The sequence below is a fragment of the Kitasatospora humi genome, assembly GCF_020907985.1.
Lineage (GTDB): Bacteria > Actinomycetota > Actinomycetes > Streptomycetales > Streptomycetaceae > Kitasatospora > Kitasatospora humi.
In genome coordinates, this window is the sequence record NZ_JAJJPA010000001.1 from 308,558 (window position 1) to 328,175 (window position 19,618).

The 19,618-nt window shown below is 71.3% G+C and carries 19 protein-coding genes and 1 pseudogene; 12 read left to right on the forward strand and 8 right to left on the reverse strand.

Annotated features, from left to right (window positions below):
• Positions 1–71 precede the first annotated feature (71 nt).
• The 3 genes from LN042_RS01470 (at position 72) to LN042_RS01480 (ending at position 3,324) form a co-directional block, all read left to right on the forward strand.
• The gene (locus LN042_RS01470; RefSeq protein WP_101383903.1) at positions 72–338 is read left to right on the forward strand and encodes a metal-sensitive transcriptional regulator; all 267 of its coding nucleotides are present in this window, start codon (positions 72–74) and stop codon (positions 336–338) included.
• 117 nt (positions 339–455) lie between these two features.
• Positions 456–1,103 (forward strand): hemerythrin domain-containing protein, encoded by a 648-nt coding sequence (locus LN042_RS01475; protein WP_230047871.1) that lies wholly within the window; start codon positions 456–458, stop codon positions 1,101–1,103.
• 238 nt (positions 1,104–1,341) lie between these two features.
• Complete coding sequence (locus LN042_RS01480; RefSeq protein ID WP_230047872.1) at positions 1,342–3,324, forward strand: transglycosylase domain-containing protein; 1,983 nt, start codon at positions 1,342–1,344, stop codon at positions 3,322–3,324.
• Positions 3,325–3,441: 117 nt separating this feature from the next.
• Here the strand turns inward: LN042_RS01480 and LN042_RS01485 are convergent, their stop codons facing one another.
• The 5 genes from LN042_RS01485 to LN042_RS01505 all read right to left on the reverse strand — a co-directional run bounded on the left by LN042_RS01485 (position 3,442) and on the right by LN042_RS01505 (position 9,584).
• Positions 3,442–4,692, reverse strand: a complete 1,251-nt coding sequence (locus tag LN042_RS01485) for a polysaccharide deacetylase family protein (RefSeq protein ID WP_230047873.1) — start codon at positions 4,690–4,692, stop codon at positions 3,442–3,444.
• A 141-nt stretch (positions 4,693–4,833) separates the two neighbouring features.
• Positions 4,834–5,556: a TIGR03943 family putative permease subunit gene (locus LN042_RS01490; RefSeq protein ID WP_230047874.1), complete on the reverse strand. Its 723-nt coding sequence runs from the start codon at positions 5,554–5,556 to the stop codon at positions 4,834–4,836.
• Complete coding sequence (locus tag LN042_RS01495) at positions 5,553–6,593, reverse strand: permease (RefSeq protein WP_230047875.1); 1,041 nt, start codon at positions 6,591–6,593, stop codon at positions 5,553–5,555. Before LN042_RS01495 ends, LN042_RS01490 begins: the two co-directional genes overlap by 4 nt.
• A 207-nt stretch (positions 6,594–6,800) precedes the next feature.
• The gene (locus LN042_RS01500; protein WP_230047876.1) at positions 6,801–8,462 is read right to left on the reverse strand and encodes an APC family permease; all 1,662 of its coding nucleotides are present in this window, start codon (positions 8,460–8,462) and stop codon (positions 6,801–6,803) included.
• 252 nt (positions 8,463–8,714) lie between these two features.
• Positions 8,715–9,584, reverse strand: coding sequence for a LysR family transcriptional regulator (locus LN042_RS01505; protein ID WP_230047877.1), 870 nt, complete (start codon positions 9,582–9,584; stop codon positions 8,715–8,717).
• 170 nt (positions 9,585–9,754) lie between these two features.
• Between LN042_RS01505 and LN042_RS01510 the strand changes: the two genes are divergently transcribed.
• Together LN042_RS01510 and LN042_RS37105 are read left to right on the forward strand one after the other, a co-directional pair.
• A complete protein-coding gene (locus tag LN042_RS01510; protein WP_230047878.1) occupies positions 9,755–11,161 on the forward strand; it encodes an MFS transporter in 1,407 nt (468 codons plus the stop codon).
• 24 nt (positions 11,162–11,185) lie between these two features.
• Complete coding sequence (locus LN042_RS37105; RefSeq protein ID WP_283843515.1) at positions 11,186–11,320, forward strand: hypothetical protein; 135 nt, start codon at positions 11,186–11,188, stop codon at positions 11,318–11,320.
• A gap of 68 nt (positions 11,321–11,388) precedes the next feature.
• On the opposite strand, the gene LN042_RS01515 is transcribed toward LN042_RS37105, so the two are convergent.
• On the reverse strand, positions 11,389–11,712 hold the full coding sequence (locus tag LN042_RS01515) for an AzlD domain-containing protein (RefSeq protein WP_230047879.1): 324 nt from the start codon (positions 11,710–11,712) through the stop codon (positions 11,389–11,391).
• The gene (locus LN042_RS01520; protein WP_230047880.1) at positions 11,709–12,416 is read right to left on the reverse strand and encodes an AzlC family ABC transporter permease; all 708 of its coding nucleotides are present in this window, start codon (positions 12,414–12,416) and stop codon (positions 11,709–11,711) included. Before LN042_RS01520 ends, LN042_RS01515 begins: the two co-directional genes overlap by 4 nt.
• A 54-nt stretch (positions 12,417–12,470) precedes the next feature.
• Between LN042_RS01520 and LN042_RS01525 the strand changes: the two genes are divergently transcribed.
• Entirely contained in the window at positions 12,471–13,055 is a 585-nt protein-coding gene (locus LN042_RS01525) for a helix-turn-helix domain-containing protein (protein ID WP_230047881.1), read from the forward strand.
• A gap of 91 nt (positions 13,056–13,146) precedes the next feature.
• On the opposite strand, the gene LN042_RS01530 is transcribed toward LN042_RS01525, so the two are convergent.
• The gene (locus LN042_RS01530; RefSeq protein ID WP_230047882.1) at positions 13,147–13,986 is read right to left on the reverse strand and encodes an SAM-dependent methyltransferase; all 840 of its coding nucleotides are present in this window, start codon (positions 13,984–13,986) and stop codon (positions 13,147–13,149) included.
• Positions 13,987–14,358: 372 nt separating this feature from the next.
• Between LN042_RS01530 and LN042_RS01535 the strand changes: the two genes are divergently transcribed.
• The 6 genes and pseudogenes from LN042_RS01535 (at position 14,359) to LN042_RS01560 (ending at position 19,495) form a co-directional block, all read left to right on the forward strand.
• Positions 14,359–16,287, forward strand: coding sequence for an alkaline phosphatase family protein (locus LN042_RS01535; protein WP_230047883.1), 1,929 nt, complete (start codon positions 14,359–14,361; stop codon positions 16,285–16,287).
• A 315-nt stretch (positions 16,288–16,602) separates the two neighbouring features.
• Complete coding sequence (locus LN042_RS01540; RefSeq protein ID WP_230047884.1) at positions 16,603–17,085, forward strand: MarR family winged helix-turn-helix transcriptional regulator; 483 nt, start codon at positions 16,603–16,605, stop codon at positions 17,083–17,085.
• Positions 17,082–17,528 carry a MarR family winged helix-turn-helix transcriptional regulator gene (locus LN042_RS01545; protein WP_230047885.1) on the forward strand — a complete coding sequence of 149 codons (447 nt, stop codon included), beginning with the start codon at positions 17,082–17,084 and terminating at the stop codon, positions 17,526–17,528. The genes LN042_RS01540 and LN042_RS01545 overlap by 4 nt, the downstream gene beginning before the upstream one ends.
• Positions 17,529–17,830: 302 nt before the next feature.
• Positions 17,831–18,550 (forward strand): dienelactone hydrolase family protein, encoded by a 720-nt coding sequence (locus LN042_RS01550; RefSeq protein WP_230047886.1) that lies wholly within the window; start codon positions 17,831–17,833, stop codon positions 18,548–18,550.
• A gap of 104 nt (positions 18,551–18,654) precedes the next feature.
• A pseudogene (locus tag LN042_RS01555) lies at positions 18,655–18,813 on the forward strand (SAM-dependent methyltransferase); the annotation flags it as partial.
• A 193-nt stretch (positions 18,814–19,006) separates the two neighbouring features.
• Positions 19,007–19,495, forward strand: a complete 489-nt coding sequence (locus LN042_RS01560) for a GNAT family N-acetyltransferase (RefSeq protein WP_230047887.1) — start codon at positions 19,007–19,009, stop codon at positions 19,493–19,495.
• The last annotated feature ends 123 nt before the right edge of the window (positions 19,496–19,618 follow it).

The following is a 19,618-nucleotide window of genomic DNA, read 5'->3' on the forward strand; positions in this document are numbered from 1 at the left end:
TGGTCTCGTGCTGCCGAGCCGTCCCGCATGGATACCCCGAGGGGTACAGTTGCCGGTCGAAGGAGGCAGACATGCAGGTGGACGAGGCGGCCGTGACGCCCGTGCTGAACCGGCTGCGCCGTGCGCAGGGTCAGCTGGCCGGAGTCATCGCGATGATCGAGGCCGGCCGTGACTGCAAGGACGTGGTGACCCAGCTCGCCGCCGTCTCCCGGGCGCTGGACCGGGCCGGGTTCAAGATCGTGGCCAGCGGCATGCGGCAGTGCCTGGCCGAGTCGGAGGAGGGAGCTGCTCCGATGAGCGAGGAGGAGCTGGAGAAGCTGTTCCTCGCCCTCGCCTGAGCCCGGGGCCGGGGCCGGGCCCCGGACAAGTCGCCGTGCCGGGTATCCGAATCGGCGTGGCGGGGTATCCGAGGGGAAGGAGTGACGCGCTGCCGGGGGGAGAGAAGGAGTGACCCGGTGCCTCGCAACGACCTCATAGACCGGCTGACCGCACAACACGACCGCCTGCGGGACCAGGCCAGCGCACTCACCGGCCTGCAACTGGGTGATGAGCGCCGCCGGACGGCGCTGGACGAGCTGTCCGCCGAGCTGGTGCGGCACCTGCGGACCGAGGAGGAGGTCCTGTACCCGCTGGTCCGGCGCCTGCCGGGCGGTGTGGAACTGGCGGACCTCGCACTGTCCACGCACGCCTCGCTGGAGGCGCTGCTCAGCAGCCTGGCCGGGGTGTCGGTGACGTCGCCGGAGTTCAACCGCCAGGCGGCGCAGCTGGTGGAACTGATCACCGGGCACCTCGGGGAGGAGGAGGCCAGGGTCTACTCCCGGGTCCGGGCGGCCGTCCCGGGGCGCGAGCTGGTGGAGCTGGGGCCACCGGCCGACCGGCTGCACGACCGCGCCCCGACCGCGCCCAGGCCGGGCCACCGCGTGCTGCTGCCGCCGGACGACCTGCTGGCGCCCGAGCGCGGACCGGCCAAGCGGGTGCGCGAGTTCTTCCACCGGTCGAGCGAGGGCTACCGCCAACCCGACTCGATGGTTCCGGCGCCCCAGGGCGGCCCGATCCAGCGGATCCGCAAGCAGTTCAGCCGCGCCGGCGACCAGCGGCAGTGAGGCTGACACCGAAACCGAGCAGCGCGCCGGCCACGAGCTGAGGGACCGCGGCGGCGGGCGGAATTCCCACCTTCGATATGCAACCGGAACACCCCATGGTGGCGTTCATAAGAAAGTAGTTCGATCGACGGGTTTAAGATCGGACGACCTTAGAACGCGGAGGGGATGCATGCCGGCGAGCAGTCGGAACCTGACCGGTGGCCGAGGCTCGCGCAGAGCGGTCGGGCGGCTGCGGCGTATGACACCGTTCCGGGGCACCCCCGCTTCGCACAAGCACAGGCACCGGCGGGGGCGCCCCCGGGGTTACCCGCGCCCGGACCGCACCGGTCTGCGCCGCTGGCTGCCGTCCTGGCGCCACATGGTGCGGATCGTGCTGCTCGGCACCGCCTGCCTGGTCGGCCTGGTGGCCTTCCTTTACTGGCAGACCAAGATACCCACCGATCTCAAGGCCTTCGCCACCCAGCAGAACAACATCTTCTACTGGGCCGACGGCACCGAGATGGCCCGCACCGGGGAGATCAACCGGGAGGACATCCCGCTGAACCAGATACCCCAGGGCGTGCAGTGGGCGACGCTGGCCGCCGAGAACGAGAGCTTCTACACCGACGCCGGCGTCTCGCCGCAGGGCATGGTCCGGGCCGTCTACAACATGGCCGCCGGTCAGGAGACCCAGGGTGGTTCCACCATCACCCAGCAGTACGTGAAGAACGCCTACCTGAATCAGCAGCAGACGGTGAGCCGAAAGCTCACCGAGATATTCATGGCCGTCAAGCTCGACCAGAAGCTGAGCAAGCAGCAGATCCTGGAGGGCTACCTCAACACCAGCTGGTACGGCCGCGGCGCCTACGGGATCGAGCGCGCCGCGCAGGCGTACTACGGCGTGGACGCCTCCCAGCTCAACCCCAGCCAGGGCGCGTTCCTGGCCTCACTGCTCAAGGGCGCCGGGCTGTACGACCCGGCCGGCGGCCCGGAGAACCACCAGCGTGCGGTGGACCGGTGGAACTGGATCCTGGACCGGATGGTCGACATCGGCCGGCTCACCCCGGCCGAGCGGGCCACCTACACCACCTTCCCCGAGCCGCTGCCCCCGCCGAAGCAGCCCGGTCTCGCCGGTCAGACCGGCTACCTGGTGGACATGGCCAGGCAGTACGTGACCTCGCACACCGGCATCACCGACGCCCAGTTCGACCTCGGCGGCTACCAGATCTACACCACCTTCGAGAAGCCGAAGGAGCAGGCGCTGGCCGCCTCGGTGCGGGACGCGGCCGGCCGGCTGAAGGCCGACGACCAACTGCGGGTGGGGGCGGCCTCGGTGGCCACCGACGGCCGGGTGCTCGCCGTCTACGGCGGTCCCGACTACCTGAAACAGGGCTATGACAACGCCAATGCCGCGATCGTGCCCGCCGGTACCGCCTTCACGCCGTTCGTCTACGCCGCGGCGCTGAGCCAGGGCGTGCAGAAGCAGGTGGACGGCGGCCGCACCCCGGTCACCCCCGAAAGCGCCTACAACGGCAACGACCAGGCGCAGTTGATGACCCCGGTGGGCCCGTACTGGGACCGCAACGGAAAGATCGTCAAGGGCGTCAACGACGGCGGCAAGTCCTGGGGGACGATCAGTCTGCAACAGGCGGTGGCGCAGTCGGTGAACAGTCCGATGGAGCAACTCGGCCTGGACGTGGGCCTGGACCGGGTCCGGCAGACCGCGGTCGGCTTGGGGCTGCTCCCCGAGAGCATGGGCGCGCAGGTGCCGGCGTTCTCACTCGGCAACTCCACCCCGAGCGCGATCCGGATGGCCGACGCCTACGCGACGTTCGACGCCGGCGGCATGCACACCGAGCCCTACTCGGTGGTGCGGATCACCCGGAACGGCGCCGGTGTCACCGTGACCAAGCCGGCCGCCAGCCGGGCGTTGAGCGCCACCGTGGCGCAGCAGGTGGACGCGGCGCTGACCGAAGCGGTGCAGCACGGCAGCGCGCAGGCGGCCCGGGTGCCGGGCCGGCCGGCGGCGGGCAAGACCGGGACCACGCAGGACAACACCGCCGGCTGGTTCGTCGGCTACAGCGGCCAGGTCTCCACGGCCGTCACGGTGTTCCGGCTCGACGCGAAGAGCGTGCAGACCCTGCCGCTGGACGGCCAGGGGGACCCGGCCAAGTCCGCGGCCGCCACCGCCTATCCGCTGGACATCTGGAGCAGCTACCTCAAGGGCCTGCCGACCGGCTGAACTCCGGCGGTCGGCAGGCCCTTCGGGGAAGCGGGCTCCTCGGTGGAGCGGGTCGCCCGCGGCCTGCTTCCCCGGTGACGCGGGTCACCGGGGAACCAGGTCACCGGGCGCGGCCGGTCATTTGATGAAGGTGGACCAGTCCGGGGCCTGGCCCGGGTCGAGCGTGCGCAACTGGGCGAGCACATTGGGGTCCTGGGCGTCCAGCCAGTCGGCGAGCTCCTTGAAGGAGACGCACTGCACCTCGGGCTTGGTGCAGACGGTCCGCATCACGTCCTCGACGGCCTTCATGTAGATGCCGCCGTTCCAGGTCTCGAAGTGGTTCCCGATGAACAGCGGTGCCCGGCTGCCGTTGTAGGCGCGCTCGAAACCGTTCAGGTAGCCGTCCCGGGCGGTCTTCTCCCACTGGGCGTACTTGGACGGATCGCCGTTCGGGTCGCCGTTGGACTGGTTCGCCAGGAAGTTGAAGTCCATCGACAGGACCTGGAAGTTCTGGCCGGGATAGGGGAGTTCCTGCAGCGGGAAGTTCCAGATCCCGTCGGTCTTGGCCGGCCAGATCTGGAAGTCGCCGGGGGAGCTGGCGTCGTAGCGCCAGCCGAGCTGCTTCTCGACCGGCAGCAGGGTCTTCTGCCCCTCCAGGCACGGCGCCCGGCCGCCGACCAGTTCCTTCTGGTAGTCGAAGGGCAGCGGCGGGATGTCCGTGTAACCGGTGTTGGTCTTCCAGTTCTCGACGAAGGAGTACGCCTGCTGGGTCTCCTTGAGCCAGTCGGCGCTGCTCCAGTCGCCGCCGCCGCCGGACCCGCAGAAGTGGCCGTTGAAGTGGGTGCCGATCTCGTCGCCGTCCGCCCAGGCCTGCCGCAGCTGCTCCAGGGTGTCCTTGATGTGCTGGTCGGTCGGGAAGTCGATGGCCGAGGTTCCCACCGGGTGCTGCGGCGGCTGGTAGAGGTAGCGCTTGGAGTTGGGCAGCAGGTAGATGCCGGTCAGGAAGAACGTCATCTGGGCGTTGCTCTCCTTGGCCACCTCGCGGAAGTGCGAGAACAGGTGCTCGTCGCCCTCCAGGCCGCCGTCCCAGGAGAACACCACGAACTGCGGCGGCTTCTGACCCGGCTTGAGCTTCTGCGGCACCAGCTGCTTGGGCTCCGGGCCGGTGTCGGAGGTCGAGCCGTCGCCGATCACCCGGACCTTGCCGTCCCAGGGCGTCGGCGACCCCGACGGCCTGCCCACCCCGGGGCTGCTGCTCGGGGAGCCGCTCGGCGCGGACGCGGTCACCTTGCCGCCACCGCCCGGTGCCATGGGGATGAGCGCGAGTGCGGCGGCGACCCCTATGCCGCCGGTCAGCAGCACGGTCGTACGCCGAGTGGTCTTCACCATCAAACTGGTTCTCGTTTCACAAACACGCCGCACCCGGCTCGGCCGGCCGGTGCGACTGGGTGACGAAGCGTCTGATCTCCCCTGTGGAGAGGGACGTGGACGGAGGCCGAATCCGTTGCTCCACACGGACGGTGAGGATGATCACGCATAGGGATCGCGCGGTTGGGGAACCGGCACCACCTGGGAGGCGTTGAGGACCGGCACCGCGTCGGACCGGCCGGCGTCGGCCTCGGGCTGCCAGACCCCGGTCACCGTCACCCAGCTGTTCGCGGGCGGCATCTGGGCTCCCCGGATCTCGACCTTGTAGGTCACCGCGTCGGCCGCGCAGCAGCTGATCACCAGTCGGGTGACGTACCAGCCGCCGCCGCTCTTCGGCGTGACGAAGCCGAGCAGCTGGACCCGGCGGTCCCGCAGCGGCTTGGCTGGGTCCCAGTCGGCCCGCACCTCGAACTCGGACAGCGGCAGCGACAGCGGATCGCCGGCGGGCAGCGGCGGGAACCCGGTCGCGCCGTCCGGCTTGGCCACGGTGTTGCCCGCGCGCTGGGCGGTGTACGAGCCCAGCGCGGGCGGCGCGACCAGCAGGATGACGACCGCCGGGAGCGCCAGCAGCCAGGCGATCCGCGGGCCGTGGGCATGGCTGTGGCCGTGGTCGTGGCCGTGGCCGTCGTGCTCCGCCGGCTGCCGGCCGCGCAGCGCGGCCACGGCGGTGAGCACCCCCAGCGCCACCACCAGCACCCCGGCGGTGATCAGGTACGGCCGCAACGCCGCCCGGACGTAGCGCAGATACGTGTCGCTGAACAGCGAGATCCGCAGCACCGCGGATCCGAGCAGCACCAGCAGGATCGCCTGCACCTCGCGCTTCACAGCAGCCACCACCCGGCCAGCGCCGAGGCCGCCACCGCGACCGTGAGGGTGGTGGCGGAGAACCGCCAGGCGAAGGACCAGCCGAAGGTTCCCGCCTGCATCGCCACCAGCTTCACGTCCACCATCGGGCCGACCACCATGAAGGCCAGCCGGGCCGCGAGCGGGAAGGCGCTGAGGCTGGCCGCCACGAACGCGTCCGCCTCCGAGCAGACCGCCAGCACCACCGCCAGCAGCGCCAGCACCAGCACCGAGACGCCGGGCAGCCCGGCGAGCCGGCCGAGCCACTGCCGCGGCACCACCACGTTCAACGTGGCCGCGGTGATGCCGCCGATCACCAGGAAGCCGGAGGCGTGCAGGAACTCGTGCACGAACGCCCCCCGGAACGCCGTCCACCGGCCCTCACCGTCCGGCCGCTCCCGCCGCGCCGAGGGCCGCAGCCACTCGGGCCGCCCGAACCGCGCCCACAGCCAGCCCACCACCACGGCGGTCACCAGCGAGGCGGCGAACCGGGCCAGCACCACCTCCGGGCGGCCGGGAAACGCGACCGCCGTCGCGGTGAGCACCACCGGGTTGATCGCCGGCGCGGAGAGCAGGAAGGCCAGCGCGGCGGCCGGCGCCACCCCGCGTGCCATCAGCCCGTCCGCCACCGGCACCGAGGCGCACTCGCACCCCGGCAGCACCGCGCCGGCCAGCCCCGCCGCAGGCACCGCGAGCACCGGCCGCCGGGGCAGCGCCCGCTGCAGGAAGGAGGCCGGCACCAGCGCGGTGATCGCCGCCGACAGCAGCGTGCCCAGCACCAGGAACGGGACCGCCTGCACGCAGATGGCCACGAAGACCGTGGCCCAGGCCTGCACTCCGGGTGCCGTGAACCAGCCGGCCAGCCACTGCCGCCCGGCCATCAGAACCACCAGACCGACCACCAGCAGTTCCAGCGAACCGATCCGCCCGCGCCGCGTCGGTGGTGGCCCCGCGCCGTCCGCCGGCCCGGCCTGGGCCGGCCGGTCCGAGGTGATCATGCTCTGGCTCTGCTCCGCCATGACTCTCCGCCGCCCCCTGGGACCACCGATCGATGTGCACCGTCTGCCCGGACGATAGACCGTGAGTTCGACGGGCGAGCAGTCAGGTGGGGGTCGGCGCGGTCCGGGCCCTGGGAAACGGCCGCCGGCCCGGCAGACGGAGCAGCGCCTCCGTCTGCCGGGCCGGCAGCCGCCGCGGGTGCCCGCCGCCGGGCGGCGGGCCGGGGATCATGCCTTGGCCGGCTCCGCCGCGTCGGCCGATTCGGCGTCGGCCGGCTCGGCCCCGGCCGCCTCGGCCAGCTCGGCCTTCACCTGGTCGAGCGAGGGGTTCGACCAGGCGCTGCGCACGCCCCAGAAGTAGAAGGCCAGGCCGAGCAGCGCGACGATCACCAGGTCCAGCGGCTCCCGCAGGTAGCCGTGACCGCCGTACTGCTTGCTGCCGGCCCAGGAGACGCCCGCCATCACCACCAGGTAGGCGACCATCCAGACGCCCGCCTTGAGGTGCGGCTTGAGCACCTCCCACGGCTTGCGCAGTTCGTACCAGGCCCAGATCGGCAGGCCGGCGGCCATCAGGACGATCACCTTGCCGGTGAGCGGCCACTTGGCCCAGTAGAGCACCAGCGAGCCGAAGACCATGGCGATCGGGGCGATCACCGGCATGGCGCGCAGCCGCACCGGGCGCGGCAGCTCGGGAGCGAGCCGGCGCAGCGCCATCACGGCGACCGGACCGGTGATGTACGAGATCACGGTGGCCACCGAGACGATCGAGGCCAGCGAGCCCCAGCCGCGGAAGACGGCCAGGAACAGGAACGCGATGAACAGGTTGAGCAGCAGTGCCGGACGCGGCACGCCGGTCTTCTGGTCGACGCGGCCGAAGATCGACGGCAGGTGGCCGTTCTCCTGGACACCGTGGATCATGCGCGAGGTGGTCGCGGCGTAGATCATGCCGGTGCCGCTCGGCGAGATGAAGGCGTCCGAGTAGAGCAGCAGCGCCAGCCAGTTCAGGCCCCAGGCGGTGGCCAGGTCGGCCAGCGGCGACTTGTAGTTGAGCGCGCTCCAGCCGTGCGCCAGGCCGTCGTGCGGAAGCGCGCCGAGGAAGGCGGTCTGCAGCGCCAGGTAGATCACCAGCGCGATCAGGATCGAGCTGATCACCGCCTTGGGCAGCGACTTGCCCGGGTTGCGCGCCTCGCCGGCCAGGTTCAGCGGCGACTGGAAGCCGTTGTAGGCCCAGACGATGCCGGAGGTGGCGACGGCGGTGAAGACGGCGTTCCAGCCGTGCGGGGCGAAGCCGCCCTGGGCGGTCAGGTTGTGCTTGTCGAAGTGCGACAGCAGCAGGGCGCTGGCGGTGAGCACCGGAACGACCACCTTGAACACCGTGATGGCGGTGTTCGTCTTCGCGAAGAGCGTGATGGCGAACCAGTTGAGCACGAAGTAGATGACCAGAAGCACGCTGGCCAGCGCGACACCGCTGGTGGTGAGCTCCTCGCCGTTGTACAGCCCGTGGGCCCAGCCGAAGTTCCAGGAGCTCATGTACTGCACCGAGGCGGTCGCCTCGCCGGGGATCACGGAGACGATCGCGATCCAGTTGGCCCAGGCGGCCAGGTAGCCGGCCAGCGAGCCGTGCGAGTACTGGCCGTAGCGGACCATGCCGCCGGCCTTGGGGAACATCGAGCCGAGCTCGCTGTAGGTCAGTGCGATGACCAGGGCCACCGCCGCACCGATCACCCAGGCGAGCAGGGCGGCGGGGCCGGCCAGCTTGGCGGCGCGCTCGGCGCCGAACAGCCAGCCGGAGCCGATGATCGAACCGAGACCGACGGCGGTCAGGCTGATCGTGCCCAGGGTGCGGCGGTAGTTGTGATGCGAAGCCGTGGTCGACTCAGGCGCACTCAACGTGTCTAGTCCTCTCTTCCGGGTCGTCCCGGTCCGATCGCGGGGCCTGGCGGCCGCCGCAGCCGGGGCCAAGGCAATCCGGGGTGCAGACTAGGCCCCGAATTGGGGCATAAACCTCAGAAGAAGCTCAGATCGTTCGATTGTTGTACGTTCGTGTCCGGATTTCGCGGTTCTTTGTGTTGCTTCTAACAGGGCCGGAAAGTATCTGAGACTGCCGTCACAGCGGTCGGGGAGGTGCGCCGCAAGACCCGCTCAGCCGGCGAGCCGCTCGCGCAGCACCGACTGGAAGGCGCGCAGATTCGGGTTCGCGGAGTTGCGGTCCAGCCAGGTCATGCTCACCGCGGCGCGCAGATCGGCGTCCCCGACCTCGACCACGGCCACCTCGCCGCGGTCCGCCTGGGCCCGCACCGAGACCAGCGGAAGCAGCGCACTCCCCATCCCGGCCGCCACGCACGCGCCGAGGGTGCCGATGCTGGACACCTCGGCGACCGGCTCCTTCCCCCCTGCGAAGGCGGTGTCGAACATCTCGCGGAAACCGCAGCCCTTCTCGGTGGCGAGGAAGGACTCCGGGGCCAGCTCCGCCAGCCGGGCCCGGCCGGATCCGGCCAGCGGGTGCCCCGGTGGCACGATCACCACCAGCGGCTCCTCGACCAGCGTCTCCGAGCGCAGCGCGGGGTCGGCGGGCACGCTGCCGAACGCCAGGCACAGGTCCAGATCGGACCGGAGCACCGCCCGGTACAGCTCGCCGCGGTTGCCCAACCCCACCCGGACCCGCGCCTGCGGATACTCGGCGCGGTAGTGGCTCAGCACCGGCGGCAGCAGGTGCTGGCTCACCGCCTCCTGGGTGCCGACCGCCAGCTCCAGGCCGGGCCGGGTGACCGCGAACCGGGCCTCCTCGACCAGCTTGAAGATGCGCTCGGCGTACTCGGCGAGCACCACTCCCTCCGGAGTCAGCCGCACCCCGCGCTGCGAGCGGTTGAGCAGACTCACTCCGAGTTCGCGTTCCAGCGACAGGATTTGGTCGCTGACGCTTGATTGCGCGTAATGCAGTTCCTTGGCGGCCCGGGTGACGCTGAGCGTCCGCGCGACCGTCTCGAACGCCCTGAGCTGCCTCAACTCCACCGGTTCTCGCCCTCCTTGAGTGGTCATCGGCTGAACCGATGGCAGCCATCGGCTATTCCCGCAACCGGCGCGGCCAATTCGGCTTCCGGCGGCGGTTGAATGGATCGCACCGCCGCCCGGGAAATCGGATGCCAGGCGGTACGAGCGTTTCTTCGAGCTAGGAGAACTCCATGGCAACGCAGACGGCGCCGGAAACCGTCGCCGAGCCGACCAGCCCGAGCGGGCCGTCCCGCGTGCTGCTGATCGGGCTCTCGCTGGGCTACTTCATGGTCCTGCTGGACATGACGATCGTCTCGGTGGCGCTCCCCGCCATCTCCGCATCGCTGCACGTCGGCCTGAGCGGGCTGCAGTGGGTCACCAACGGGTACACCGTCACCTTCGCCGCCCTGCTGCTCACCGCCGGCTGGCTGTCGGACCGGTTCGGCGGGCGCCGCGTCTTCCTGTGCGGACTGGTCGCCTTCGGGGTGCTCTCCGGTCTGTCGGCCGCCGCGGACGGCCTCACCGTGCTGGTGGTGCTGCGGCTGGCGCTGGGCATCCCCGGTGCGCTGCTGCTGCCGTCCTCGCTCGCGGTGATCACCAACGCCTATGTCGACCCGGCCCGGCGGGCCAGGGCGGTCGGCTCCTGGGCGGCGATCACGGGCGCGGCGCTGGCCGCCGGCCCGGTGGTGGGCGGTGTGCTCACCGAGACCGTCGGCTGGCGGGCGATCTTCCTGGTCAATGTGCCGCTGGCCCTGGTCAGCCTGGTCATCACGGCCCGCCGGGCGCCGGAGACCGCGCGCAAGCAGCGCGGCGGGCTCGACCTGACCGGCCAGCTCAGCGGCGTCGTGTCGCTGGCCGCCCTGGTCTACGCCCTGATCGAGGGGCCGGCCGGCGGCTGGGGAGCCGTCGACGTGCTGGCCGCGTCCGCGGTGGCGGTGGTCGGGGCGGTGGTCTTCGTCGCGGCGGAACGGCGGGCCGGCGATGCGGCGATGCTGCCGCCGCGGATGTTCGGCAACCGCGGGTTCTCGGCCGCGCTGGTGGCCGGGCTGCTCGCCAACTTCGGGCTGTCCGGACTGCTGTTCGTGCTGTCGCTGTTCTTCCAGGACGGCCGCCACTACTCCTCGTTCAGCGCCGGCCTGGCCTTCCTGCCGCTGACCGTGCCCACCGCCGTCAACCCGGTCTTCACCGGGCGGCTGGTCGGCCGGATCGGGCCGCGCCGCCCGGCCACCATCGGATTCGCCCTGATGGCCGCCGGAGCGCTGCTGCAGGCGCCGTTCACCGGCACCTCGGGCCTGGCCCTGGCGGCGACCGTGGTGGGTCTGGCGCTCTTCGGGTTCGGCGTCTCGTTCGCCATGCCCGCCCTGGTCGCCGGGATGGCCGGCTCGGTGCCGGCCGAGTTCGCCGGAATCGGCGCGGGCGCTCTCAACTCGGCCCGCCAGGTGGGTGCTTCGCTCGGTGTCGCGGTGCTCGGGGTGGTGCTCGGCCAGGCCTCCGGCAACCCGGCCGGTACCCGGCTCGCGCTGCTCGTCGCAGGAGCGGTGCTGCTGGCCGGTGTGGTGGTCGCCGGCACCTCGCTGCGCGGCCGCACCCACGCGTGACGGCAGCCGGCCGGGTGGCACCCCGTGCCACCCGGCCGAGCCGAGACCGGCCGCCGGCTACCGTTGTCCCAGAAGTCGGCACGCCCCGCCCGGATCCGCGACACCGTGCTGACCGTGATGCTCGCCGCCCACCACGCCACCGGGGTCGCGGTCGCCTGAGCGGTTCGTGCTCCGGGCGGCGGACGACATCCTCATGGCGGCTGGCGGATGCGTTCCCTGACGATCCGTCAGGAGACGTGCAGCAGCCGAAGTATCGCGGTGGTCGCCGCCGCGGCGATGACCACCACCAGGAACGGCGTCTTGCGGGCCGCCAGCACGCCGCCGACCAGCACACCGGCCGGGCGGGCGAATCCGCTGAAGCCGTGCCCGCTGGTCAGCGCGGTGGTCGCCACCAGCGAGGCGAGCAGCACGATGGCCGCGGCGCCGAGCAGGTCCTCGGCGCGCTTGGGAAAGCTGAACCTCGAGCGCAGCGCCGGGCCGGCGAACCGGAAGGCGAAGGTGCCCGCGGAGAGCACCAGCAAGGCGATCACGACCGTCGGGCGGGATGTCACGGGGCAGCCTCCTCGGGGCGCGGCGTACGGTCGTCGCGCGTGGGCAGCAGCTTCAGCGCGACCGCGCCCAGGGCCAGCAGTTCGGGCAGTCCGGGGGGCGTGAACGGGACGCTGACCAGTGCGATCACGCATCCGCCGAGAGCGGCGTGGCGAACGCCGAGGTCCTTCATGGCCGGCAGGATGAGCGCGAGGATCACGGCCGGGAACATCGCGTCCAGGCCGAGCGCGTCGGTGTCGTGGACGAAGTTCCCGGCCAGGGCGCCGACCAGCGCGCCGGCCGGCCAGCAGACCAGCATTCCGAGGCCGCAGGTCCAGTAGGCCGCGCGTTGGCGGGGCAGGTCCGGTTCGGCGAGGGCGAGCACGACGCTCTCGTCGTTCATCAGGTGGGTCGCCAGGAACCGCTGCCAACCCGGCCGGACCACCCCGGGCGGCAGCGCCAGGCCGTACGGCAGATGGCGGGCGTTGACCAGCAGGCCGACCAGCACCGCGGTGATCGGATTGCCGCCCGCCGCGATGATGCCGACGAACAGGAACTCCGAGGCGCCGGCCAGCACGACCAGTGCGCTGAGCACCGGGAACCACAGCGGGAAGCCCTTGGTGACGGCGATCGCGCCGTAGGAGACCCCGATCGCACCGACGGAGAGGCAGACCAGGGCGATCCCGCGGAGGATTCCCGGGTCGAGTGTTCGCCAAATCGAACGCATGTCGATTATGATGAACATCGTTCAGTGAGTTGGTCAAGCCGGGACGGTGGGCGGATGGACGCGGACGGTGCGGGTCAGGGTCCGGCGGCCACGGTGGCGCCGATGCAGGTCATCTCGGCGGCGCTGCGCCGCGAGCGGCGGCGCGCGGACCTGACGCTCAGTGAGGTGGCCCGGCGCGCCGGGGTCTCCAAGTCCACGCTCTCCCAACTGGAATCCGGCGTCGGCAATCCCAGCCTGGAGACCCTCTGGGCGCTCTGCAACGCCCTCGGGATCCCGTTCTCGCGGCTGATCGACCTGCCCACCAGGCGAGTCCGGGTGGTCCGGGCCGGCGAGGGCCCGGCGGTCCTGGCCTCGGAGTCGTCCTACCAGGCCGCGTTGCTCGCCGCCTGCCCGCCGGCCGCGCGCCGCGACATCTACACCATCGCCGCCGAGCCGGGGAGTCAGCGCACCTCCGACCCGCACCTGGCCGGCGCCGTGGAACACGTCGTCGTCTGCCGGGGACGAGCGCTGGTCGGCATCGCGGACGAGCCGCACGAGCTCCTGCCCGGTGACTACACCGCCTACCCCGCGGACGTGCCGCACGTGTTCCGGGCGCTCGAACCGGGCACCTGGGCGGTCCTGCTGCTGGAGAACGTCTGACCGACCCCGGGCGGTCGAGCTGGTGGGAACTCCTGCCCTCGCGGCGCCGGTCGGAGGGCCCACCGGAACTGACGGGCCCTCCGGGGGGCGCTCAGCGCCGGAAGGCGACCCCGGCGTAGCAGGAGGACTCGGCGTCGGTGACCGGGTCGCCGTCCGACTCCGGGTTCGGGCGCCAGCGGGGGGTGGAGACGATGCCGGGCTCCACCAGGTCCCAGCCGTCGAAAAGCGCGGCGACCTCCGCCAGGGTGCGGGCCTGGAGATCCGTCCCGGAGGACTGGTACACCTGGACCAGCCGCTGCGCCTCGGCGGCGGCGAAGTCGGGTGTGAAGTGGCTGATGGCCAGCGAACTACCGGGTGACAGATGGGACTTGAACACCTCGGCGAGGTCGGCGGCGGTCCGGTCCGGCTTGTCGGCGATGAAGTGGAGCAGCGCGTTCATGCTGAGCCCGACGGGCCGCGAGAAGTCGAGCACCTCGCGGGCTCCGGTGAGCACCTTCTCGGGCTCGCGGACGTCCCCCTGGACGTACGCGGTGCGGCCCTCGGGCGTGCTGCGCAGCAGCGCCTCGGCGTGGGTGAGGACGATCGGGTCGTTGTCGGCGTAGACGATGCGGGCGGCCGGGTTCACGCCCTGGGCGACCTCGTGCAGGTTCGGCGAGGTGGGGATCCCGGTGCCGATGTCGAGGAACTGGTCGATGCCCCGCTGGGCGAGGAACCTGACCGAGCGGTGCATGAACGCCCGGTTGGCGCGCGCCGCGGCCCTGGCGTACGGGAACACCGCCAGGGCACGGCCGGCGGCCTCCCGGTCGGCCGGGAAGTTGGTGACGCCACCGAGGTAGTAGTCGTACATGCGGGCGGAGTGCGGTACGTGGATGTCGAGATTGATGCTGAACCCGTCGTTCGCCTCGCTCGAGTGGGCATCGTCTGCGGTCATCGCGTCCCCCTGGTTCCCGTTTCCTGGTTCCCGTTCCCTGCTCCCGCACGCGGGAACCGCCACGGGTGCCACCCTGCGGCCGACGGCCCCCGGCCGTGCCCCCGCGCGGCCACCCATCAGATCACGTCCGGCACCCGGCGGGAAGCGACCGCCCACCGATCGGCGGGCGCCGCGGCCACCGCTCAAGCGTGCCACGTCCGGCCGTGGTTGGTGGCCCGATCCACGGGGATGGCCGAGCGCCCGGGGCTCCGGGGCAGGCCCCGCAATGCACCTGACAGGCGGTCGGCTCATGTGCAAACGTTTCCTGGCGGGCCATGGTGTCGCTATCTGAGGGACGGCGGCAGGCCACGGCATCTCACCAGGCTCCCAATCATGTCTATACAACTGACAGGCCACTCGGAGTGGCGCGCTCGCAAGGCCGTTCGTTCCGGCGTCGTCCTCGCGGTGGCCGGTTCGCTGCTCGCCGCCGGCGCCGGCCAGGCGTCCTCGCTCCCGCCGACCCCTCGACCCTCCGCCGCCTCGGCAGCCCAGAGCAGCGGGTCGACCCTCACCCAGACCACTGCGACCCCGGTCACCCTGGGTGACAAGGTGACCTTCGCCTACAGCGTTCCGGCGACCGACCTGAGTGCCAAGAACTGGGTCGGGATCTACCACTCCTCGGACACCCCGGGGTCGCAGTCCTCGGCCCTCTGGCAGTACACACCCAACGCCGGCGGAACCGTCACCTTCGACACCCACGGCCTGGCCGCGGGCACGTGGAGCGTCTACTTCTTCGCGAACGACGGTTACAGCGTCCTGGCGGGCCCGCTCACGCTCACCGTCCTGGCTGCACCGCCGGTCGTCGTTCCCCCGCAGCCGGACACCGGCACCGGCCCCAACCTCGTCGTCAACGGCGGAGCCGAGCAAGGTGAGGGCACCCTGGACGGCGTCGACACCAACACCGTGCCCGGCTGGAAGGTCACCGGCCTGCTCAACTCGGTGGCCTACGGCGCGACGGGAGGCGAGGGTGTGGGCGACTATCCGAAGCTGACCACGCCCGGCCCGGTGGACCGCGGCCAGAACTTCTTCTCCGGTGGTGGTGGCGGCGTCAGTACCGGTACCCAGACCGCGGACGTGTCGGCCGCCGCCAAGCAGATCGACACCGGCAGCGTCACCTACAACCTGACGGCCTGGCTGGGCGGCAGCGGCTCGGTCACCGACAACGCCGGTGTCACCAGCACCTTCCTGGACGCCAAGGGCAAGGTGTTGGGCACCGCTTCGCTCACGCCGGTCACCCCACAGCTGCGCAACAACACCACCGAGCTGACCCCCGAACAGTCCCTGGGCAAGGTGCCCGCCCGCACCCGTTCGATCCGCACCGTGCTGACGGTCAACGGCAACCAGCCCACCGACCGCACCGGCCACGGCCAGGGCTACGCCGACGACATCTCGCTGCGCATCTCCGCCCCCGTCCCGGCCCCGGCGAGCCCGGTGCCGCCGGTGGCGCAGGTCCCGGGCTATGACCACGTGTTCGTCGTCATGATGGAGAACCAGGACTACAGCGGCATCATCGGCAACAAGAGCCAGGCGCCCTACCTCAACAGCCTGCTGCCCAAGGGCGCGAACCTCACCGACGCGCTTGGCGAGACGCACCCCAGCGACCCCAACTACGTGGCCCTGGCCGGCGGCAGCCTCTTCAACGTCAGCGGCAACACCCCGTTCGACAGCACCGTCAACGCCCAGCACATCGGCGACCTGGTCGACAACGCGGGGGGCAGCTGGCGCGGCTACATGGAGAACGCGGCCGGGCCCTGCGACACCGGCTCCCACGGCGCCTACACCATTGACGACCTGCCCTTCTACTTCTTCAACGACATCAAGAGCAGCCCGGTCAACTGCGCGGCACACCTGCAGCCGCTCACCCAGCTGAGCACCGACCTGCAGCAGACGGCCACCACCCCCACCTTCTCCTGGCTCAGCGCCGACGACTGCGACGACATGGAGGGTTGCGGTGTCAAGGCCGGCGACACCTGGCTCTCCAAGACCCTGCCGACCATCTTCGACTCGCCGGCCTGGCGGAACCAGCGCTCGCTCCTCGTCCTCACCTGGGACGAGGACGCGGCCGACGGCCAGAAGCAGCTCCAGCGGATCCCGACCATCATCCTCGGGTCCCAGGGCGTCAAGGCCGGTAGCACCGCCGCCGACCGCTACACCCACTACAGCGTGCTGCGCACCATCGAGGCGGCACTGGACCTGCCCAGCCTGACCAAGAACGACCTCTACGCCGAGCCCATCGAGGGCATCTGGACCAACCGCCGCTGACCGGTTCCCCGGACACTCCGCGCCTGGTCGTGGAGTGGGACGCCGGTCCTGGCAGCCGGCCCTCTCCGTGGCTCCCGGAGAGGGCCGGGGCCGTTCCCGGAGGAGCCGCCGATCGAAGCGGTGACGTGATGCGTCGACTCACCGGCTGGGGCTCGACCGCCCGCCGACTCGGTCGGCGCCGGTAGCGCGCGTGCAGCCGGACCAGGCGGCAACGGCCGGGTCGGACCAGCGTGTTGGTCCTGACTGGCCGTCATGCTGGGTGAGACGCCGATAAGTAGTAGCCATGGACATAGTAGCCATGTACTGTATCTCGCTGTGAGCCAAGCAACTGAGCGCGCCACGGCGGGATTTCTGGTCTGGCGCCTGTCGATGAAGTGGCGGGTGGCCGTCGACCGGGCGGTCGCGCCGCTCGGCCTGACCCATGCCCAGTACGCGTTGATGGCGTCGCTCCACGGCCTGCGGCGCTCCGGTCTGCAACCCAGCCAGCGTCAACTCGCCGATCGCACCGGGCTCGAACCACTGTACGTCTCCAAGCTCGCCCGTGCCCTGGAGTCCGCCGGATTCGTCGCCCGCACCCGCGACCCGAGCGACCCGCGCGCCATGCGGCTGTCGCTCACCGAGCAGGGGAGCGAGGTCACCCGCCGCGCGATCACGCTGGTCCAGGGCCTACTGGACCAGCTGCTGGAGCCGCTCGGCGGACAGGACAGCCCGCGCACCCGGAAGTTCACCCGCGAACTGGCCGCCCTGCTCGACGTAAACCTTGATCCGCACACCGAGAACGACGAGGAGCAACCATGACCACCAGCTCACCCACGGTCAACGGCCGGATCATAGCCCTGGCGCACAATGCCGCGCGCGCCCTCCTGGAGGGCGTGCTGGCCCGGCACGGCATCACGTTCCACCAGAGCGTGACGCTCCGGGCCGTCGTGCAAGCGGGCGGTGCCATCGGCCGGGACGCGCTCATCGCCGACGTCACCGGCTCGCTGAAGATCGACGAGTCGATCGTGCGCGGCGTCGTCGGGCAGATGGCGGCCGCGAAGCTGCTGGAAGACGACCCGGCGGATGGGCGCCGGCTGCGGCTCGCCGAAGCGGGCAGGGAGTTGGCCGACACCACCGCCGCCGAGAGCGCCGAGATCACCGCCCGTCTCTACGCCGGCATCCCGGAGGAGGACCTCGCCGTCGCGGGCCGCGTGCTGACCCTGGTGACGGAGCGGGCGAACGCCGAGCTGGCCGGCGCCTGAGGTGCCGGCGGCCGACCGTGGCACCCGGCAGCGGCGCCCGTCGGGGGGCGACCCGGCGACCTCGTGCAGTCCGGGCCCGCTACCGGCCGATGGGGTGGCTCCGTGGTGTCCGGCCACGGAGCGCGCGCAAACCCGTTTGGCGTACCACCGCGGCGGCTGCTAGCTTGCCGGTGGCCGTGCGAGAGAACGAGGAGGTGGTACCCGTGAACGCAGTAACGACATGGGTGCTCTCCTCCGGGGTCACGGTCGGGCGATAGGTCGTCCGGGAGCGCCGCTCAAGCGCACTCCCGAAAGGCACGACCGTGCAATTCACCTCGGAACTGCTCCTCGATGACGGCGTCCTCGAACGCCAGTTCAGCCTCGGGGAGACCCCCGGCACCCTGTGGACGCCTGGATCCGCACCGGCTCCGCTGATCCTGATGGCCCACAACAACGGCCTGCCCAAGGGCGAACCCCGGTTGGTGGCCCGGGCCCGGCACACTGCGGCGTGCGGTTACGCGGTGGCCACCATCGACGCCCCCGGCTGCGGTGACCGGCCCCGTTCCGCCGCCGACGAGCAGGCCCGCGCCGACCTCCGCCGAGCGATGCGGGCCGGCCGGCCGGTCGATGAGATCTTCGAGTCCTTCGTCGGCCCGCTGGTCGAAAAGGCGGTCCCGGAATGGCGGACCACCCTGGACGCCCTCCTCTCGCTGCCCGAAATCGACGGCCCGGTCGGGTACTCGGGGTGGACCGCCGTCGGCATCCGGCTGGCAGTGGTCGAGCCGCGCATCGCGGCCGCCGGCTTCTTCGCCGGTGGTTACGTGCCCCGCGCCCAGCGGGAGGAGGCCCGGCAGGTCACCATTCCGCTGCTGTTCCTGCTGCAGTGGGACGACGAGGGCAACCCCCGGCAGCGGGCCCTGGACCTGTTCGACGCCTTCGGCAGCAAGGCCAAGACGCTGCACGCCAATCCGGGCGGCCATGTCGGCACCCCGTGGTTCGAAGTGGAGGACGGGGTCCGGTTCTACGGCCGGCACCTGAAGTGAGGCCGGGCCGTCAGCCCGGCGGCAGACGGTAGGCGCCGGCCAGGACGCCGCTCGTCGAGGACAGCCCTCCGGCCCGCCTCGACGAGCGATGGCCGGCAGACGCACACCGGCGCATCGCACGCCACTGCGGGGTGAAGCCGAGGTCTGCGGTGCGCCCTTCGGACAGCGACGCCATCCGCTTGGCGGGGCTGACGGGGCTTCGGGTCGTGCGCCGGAAGGTGCGCTGGAGCCGCGTCGTCTCGCTGGATGTTCATCTCGCCGACAAAGAGCTACCTGGTTGACCTCCTGGTGGCGCTCCGCCCCGGACGTTGTGCGGAAGCAATGATTCAGGTGGCGCCGGGTGCGCAGTCTGGCCGCGGCCGCGGCCGCGGAGCCGATGTCCGACAGGAGCGGTCAGCTGAGACCAGGTGAGTGTCCCTTCCTCGCGGCCGGACCGATGTCCTAGGGTCGATCGCCATGACGAAGCTGATGCGCGCCGTTCGCTTGGAACCGATGACCGAGGACGAGTTCGGCCCCTGGGCCGATCCGCAGATCGCGAGGTATGCGGAGGCGAAGGTCCGGGCGGGGGCCTGGTCCCCGGAGGAAGCGCCGGCGAAGTCCCGCGAGAACTTCCACCGGTACCTGTCGAAGGGGCTCGCGACGCCCGGGCACCATGTGTGGGTGGCGCGCGACGGGGTGACGGGTGAGCGGGTCGGGACGCTGTGGCTCGAGATCCGCTCGTCCGCGGCCCACTCGGAGGCCTATGTCTGCTACGTCGAGGTGGACGAGACGCATCGGGGCAAGGGCTACGGCCGCGCCGTCATGGACGCCGGGGCCGAGGCCGCCCGGCGGCTCGGGGCGGCGTCGATGGCCCTCAACGTCTTCGAGGACAACACCACGGCCTACAACCTCTACAGCGCTCTCGGGTACCGGACCACGAGCCGGATCATGCGGCTGGAGCTCTGAGGAGCCGGCGCTGACCAGGGGGGAGTGGGAGGCGTTCCGGGCGGGCTCCGCCGCCGGTGTTTTCCGGACTTGACGTGACGGCGACCTCTCGCGGGGCTGACGTTTAGTCAAGTGAGGGTCTGG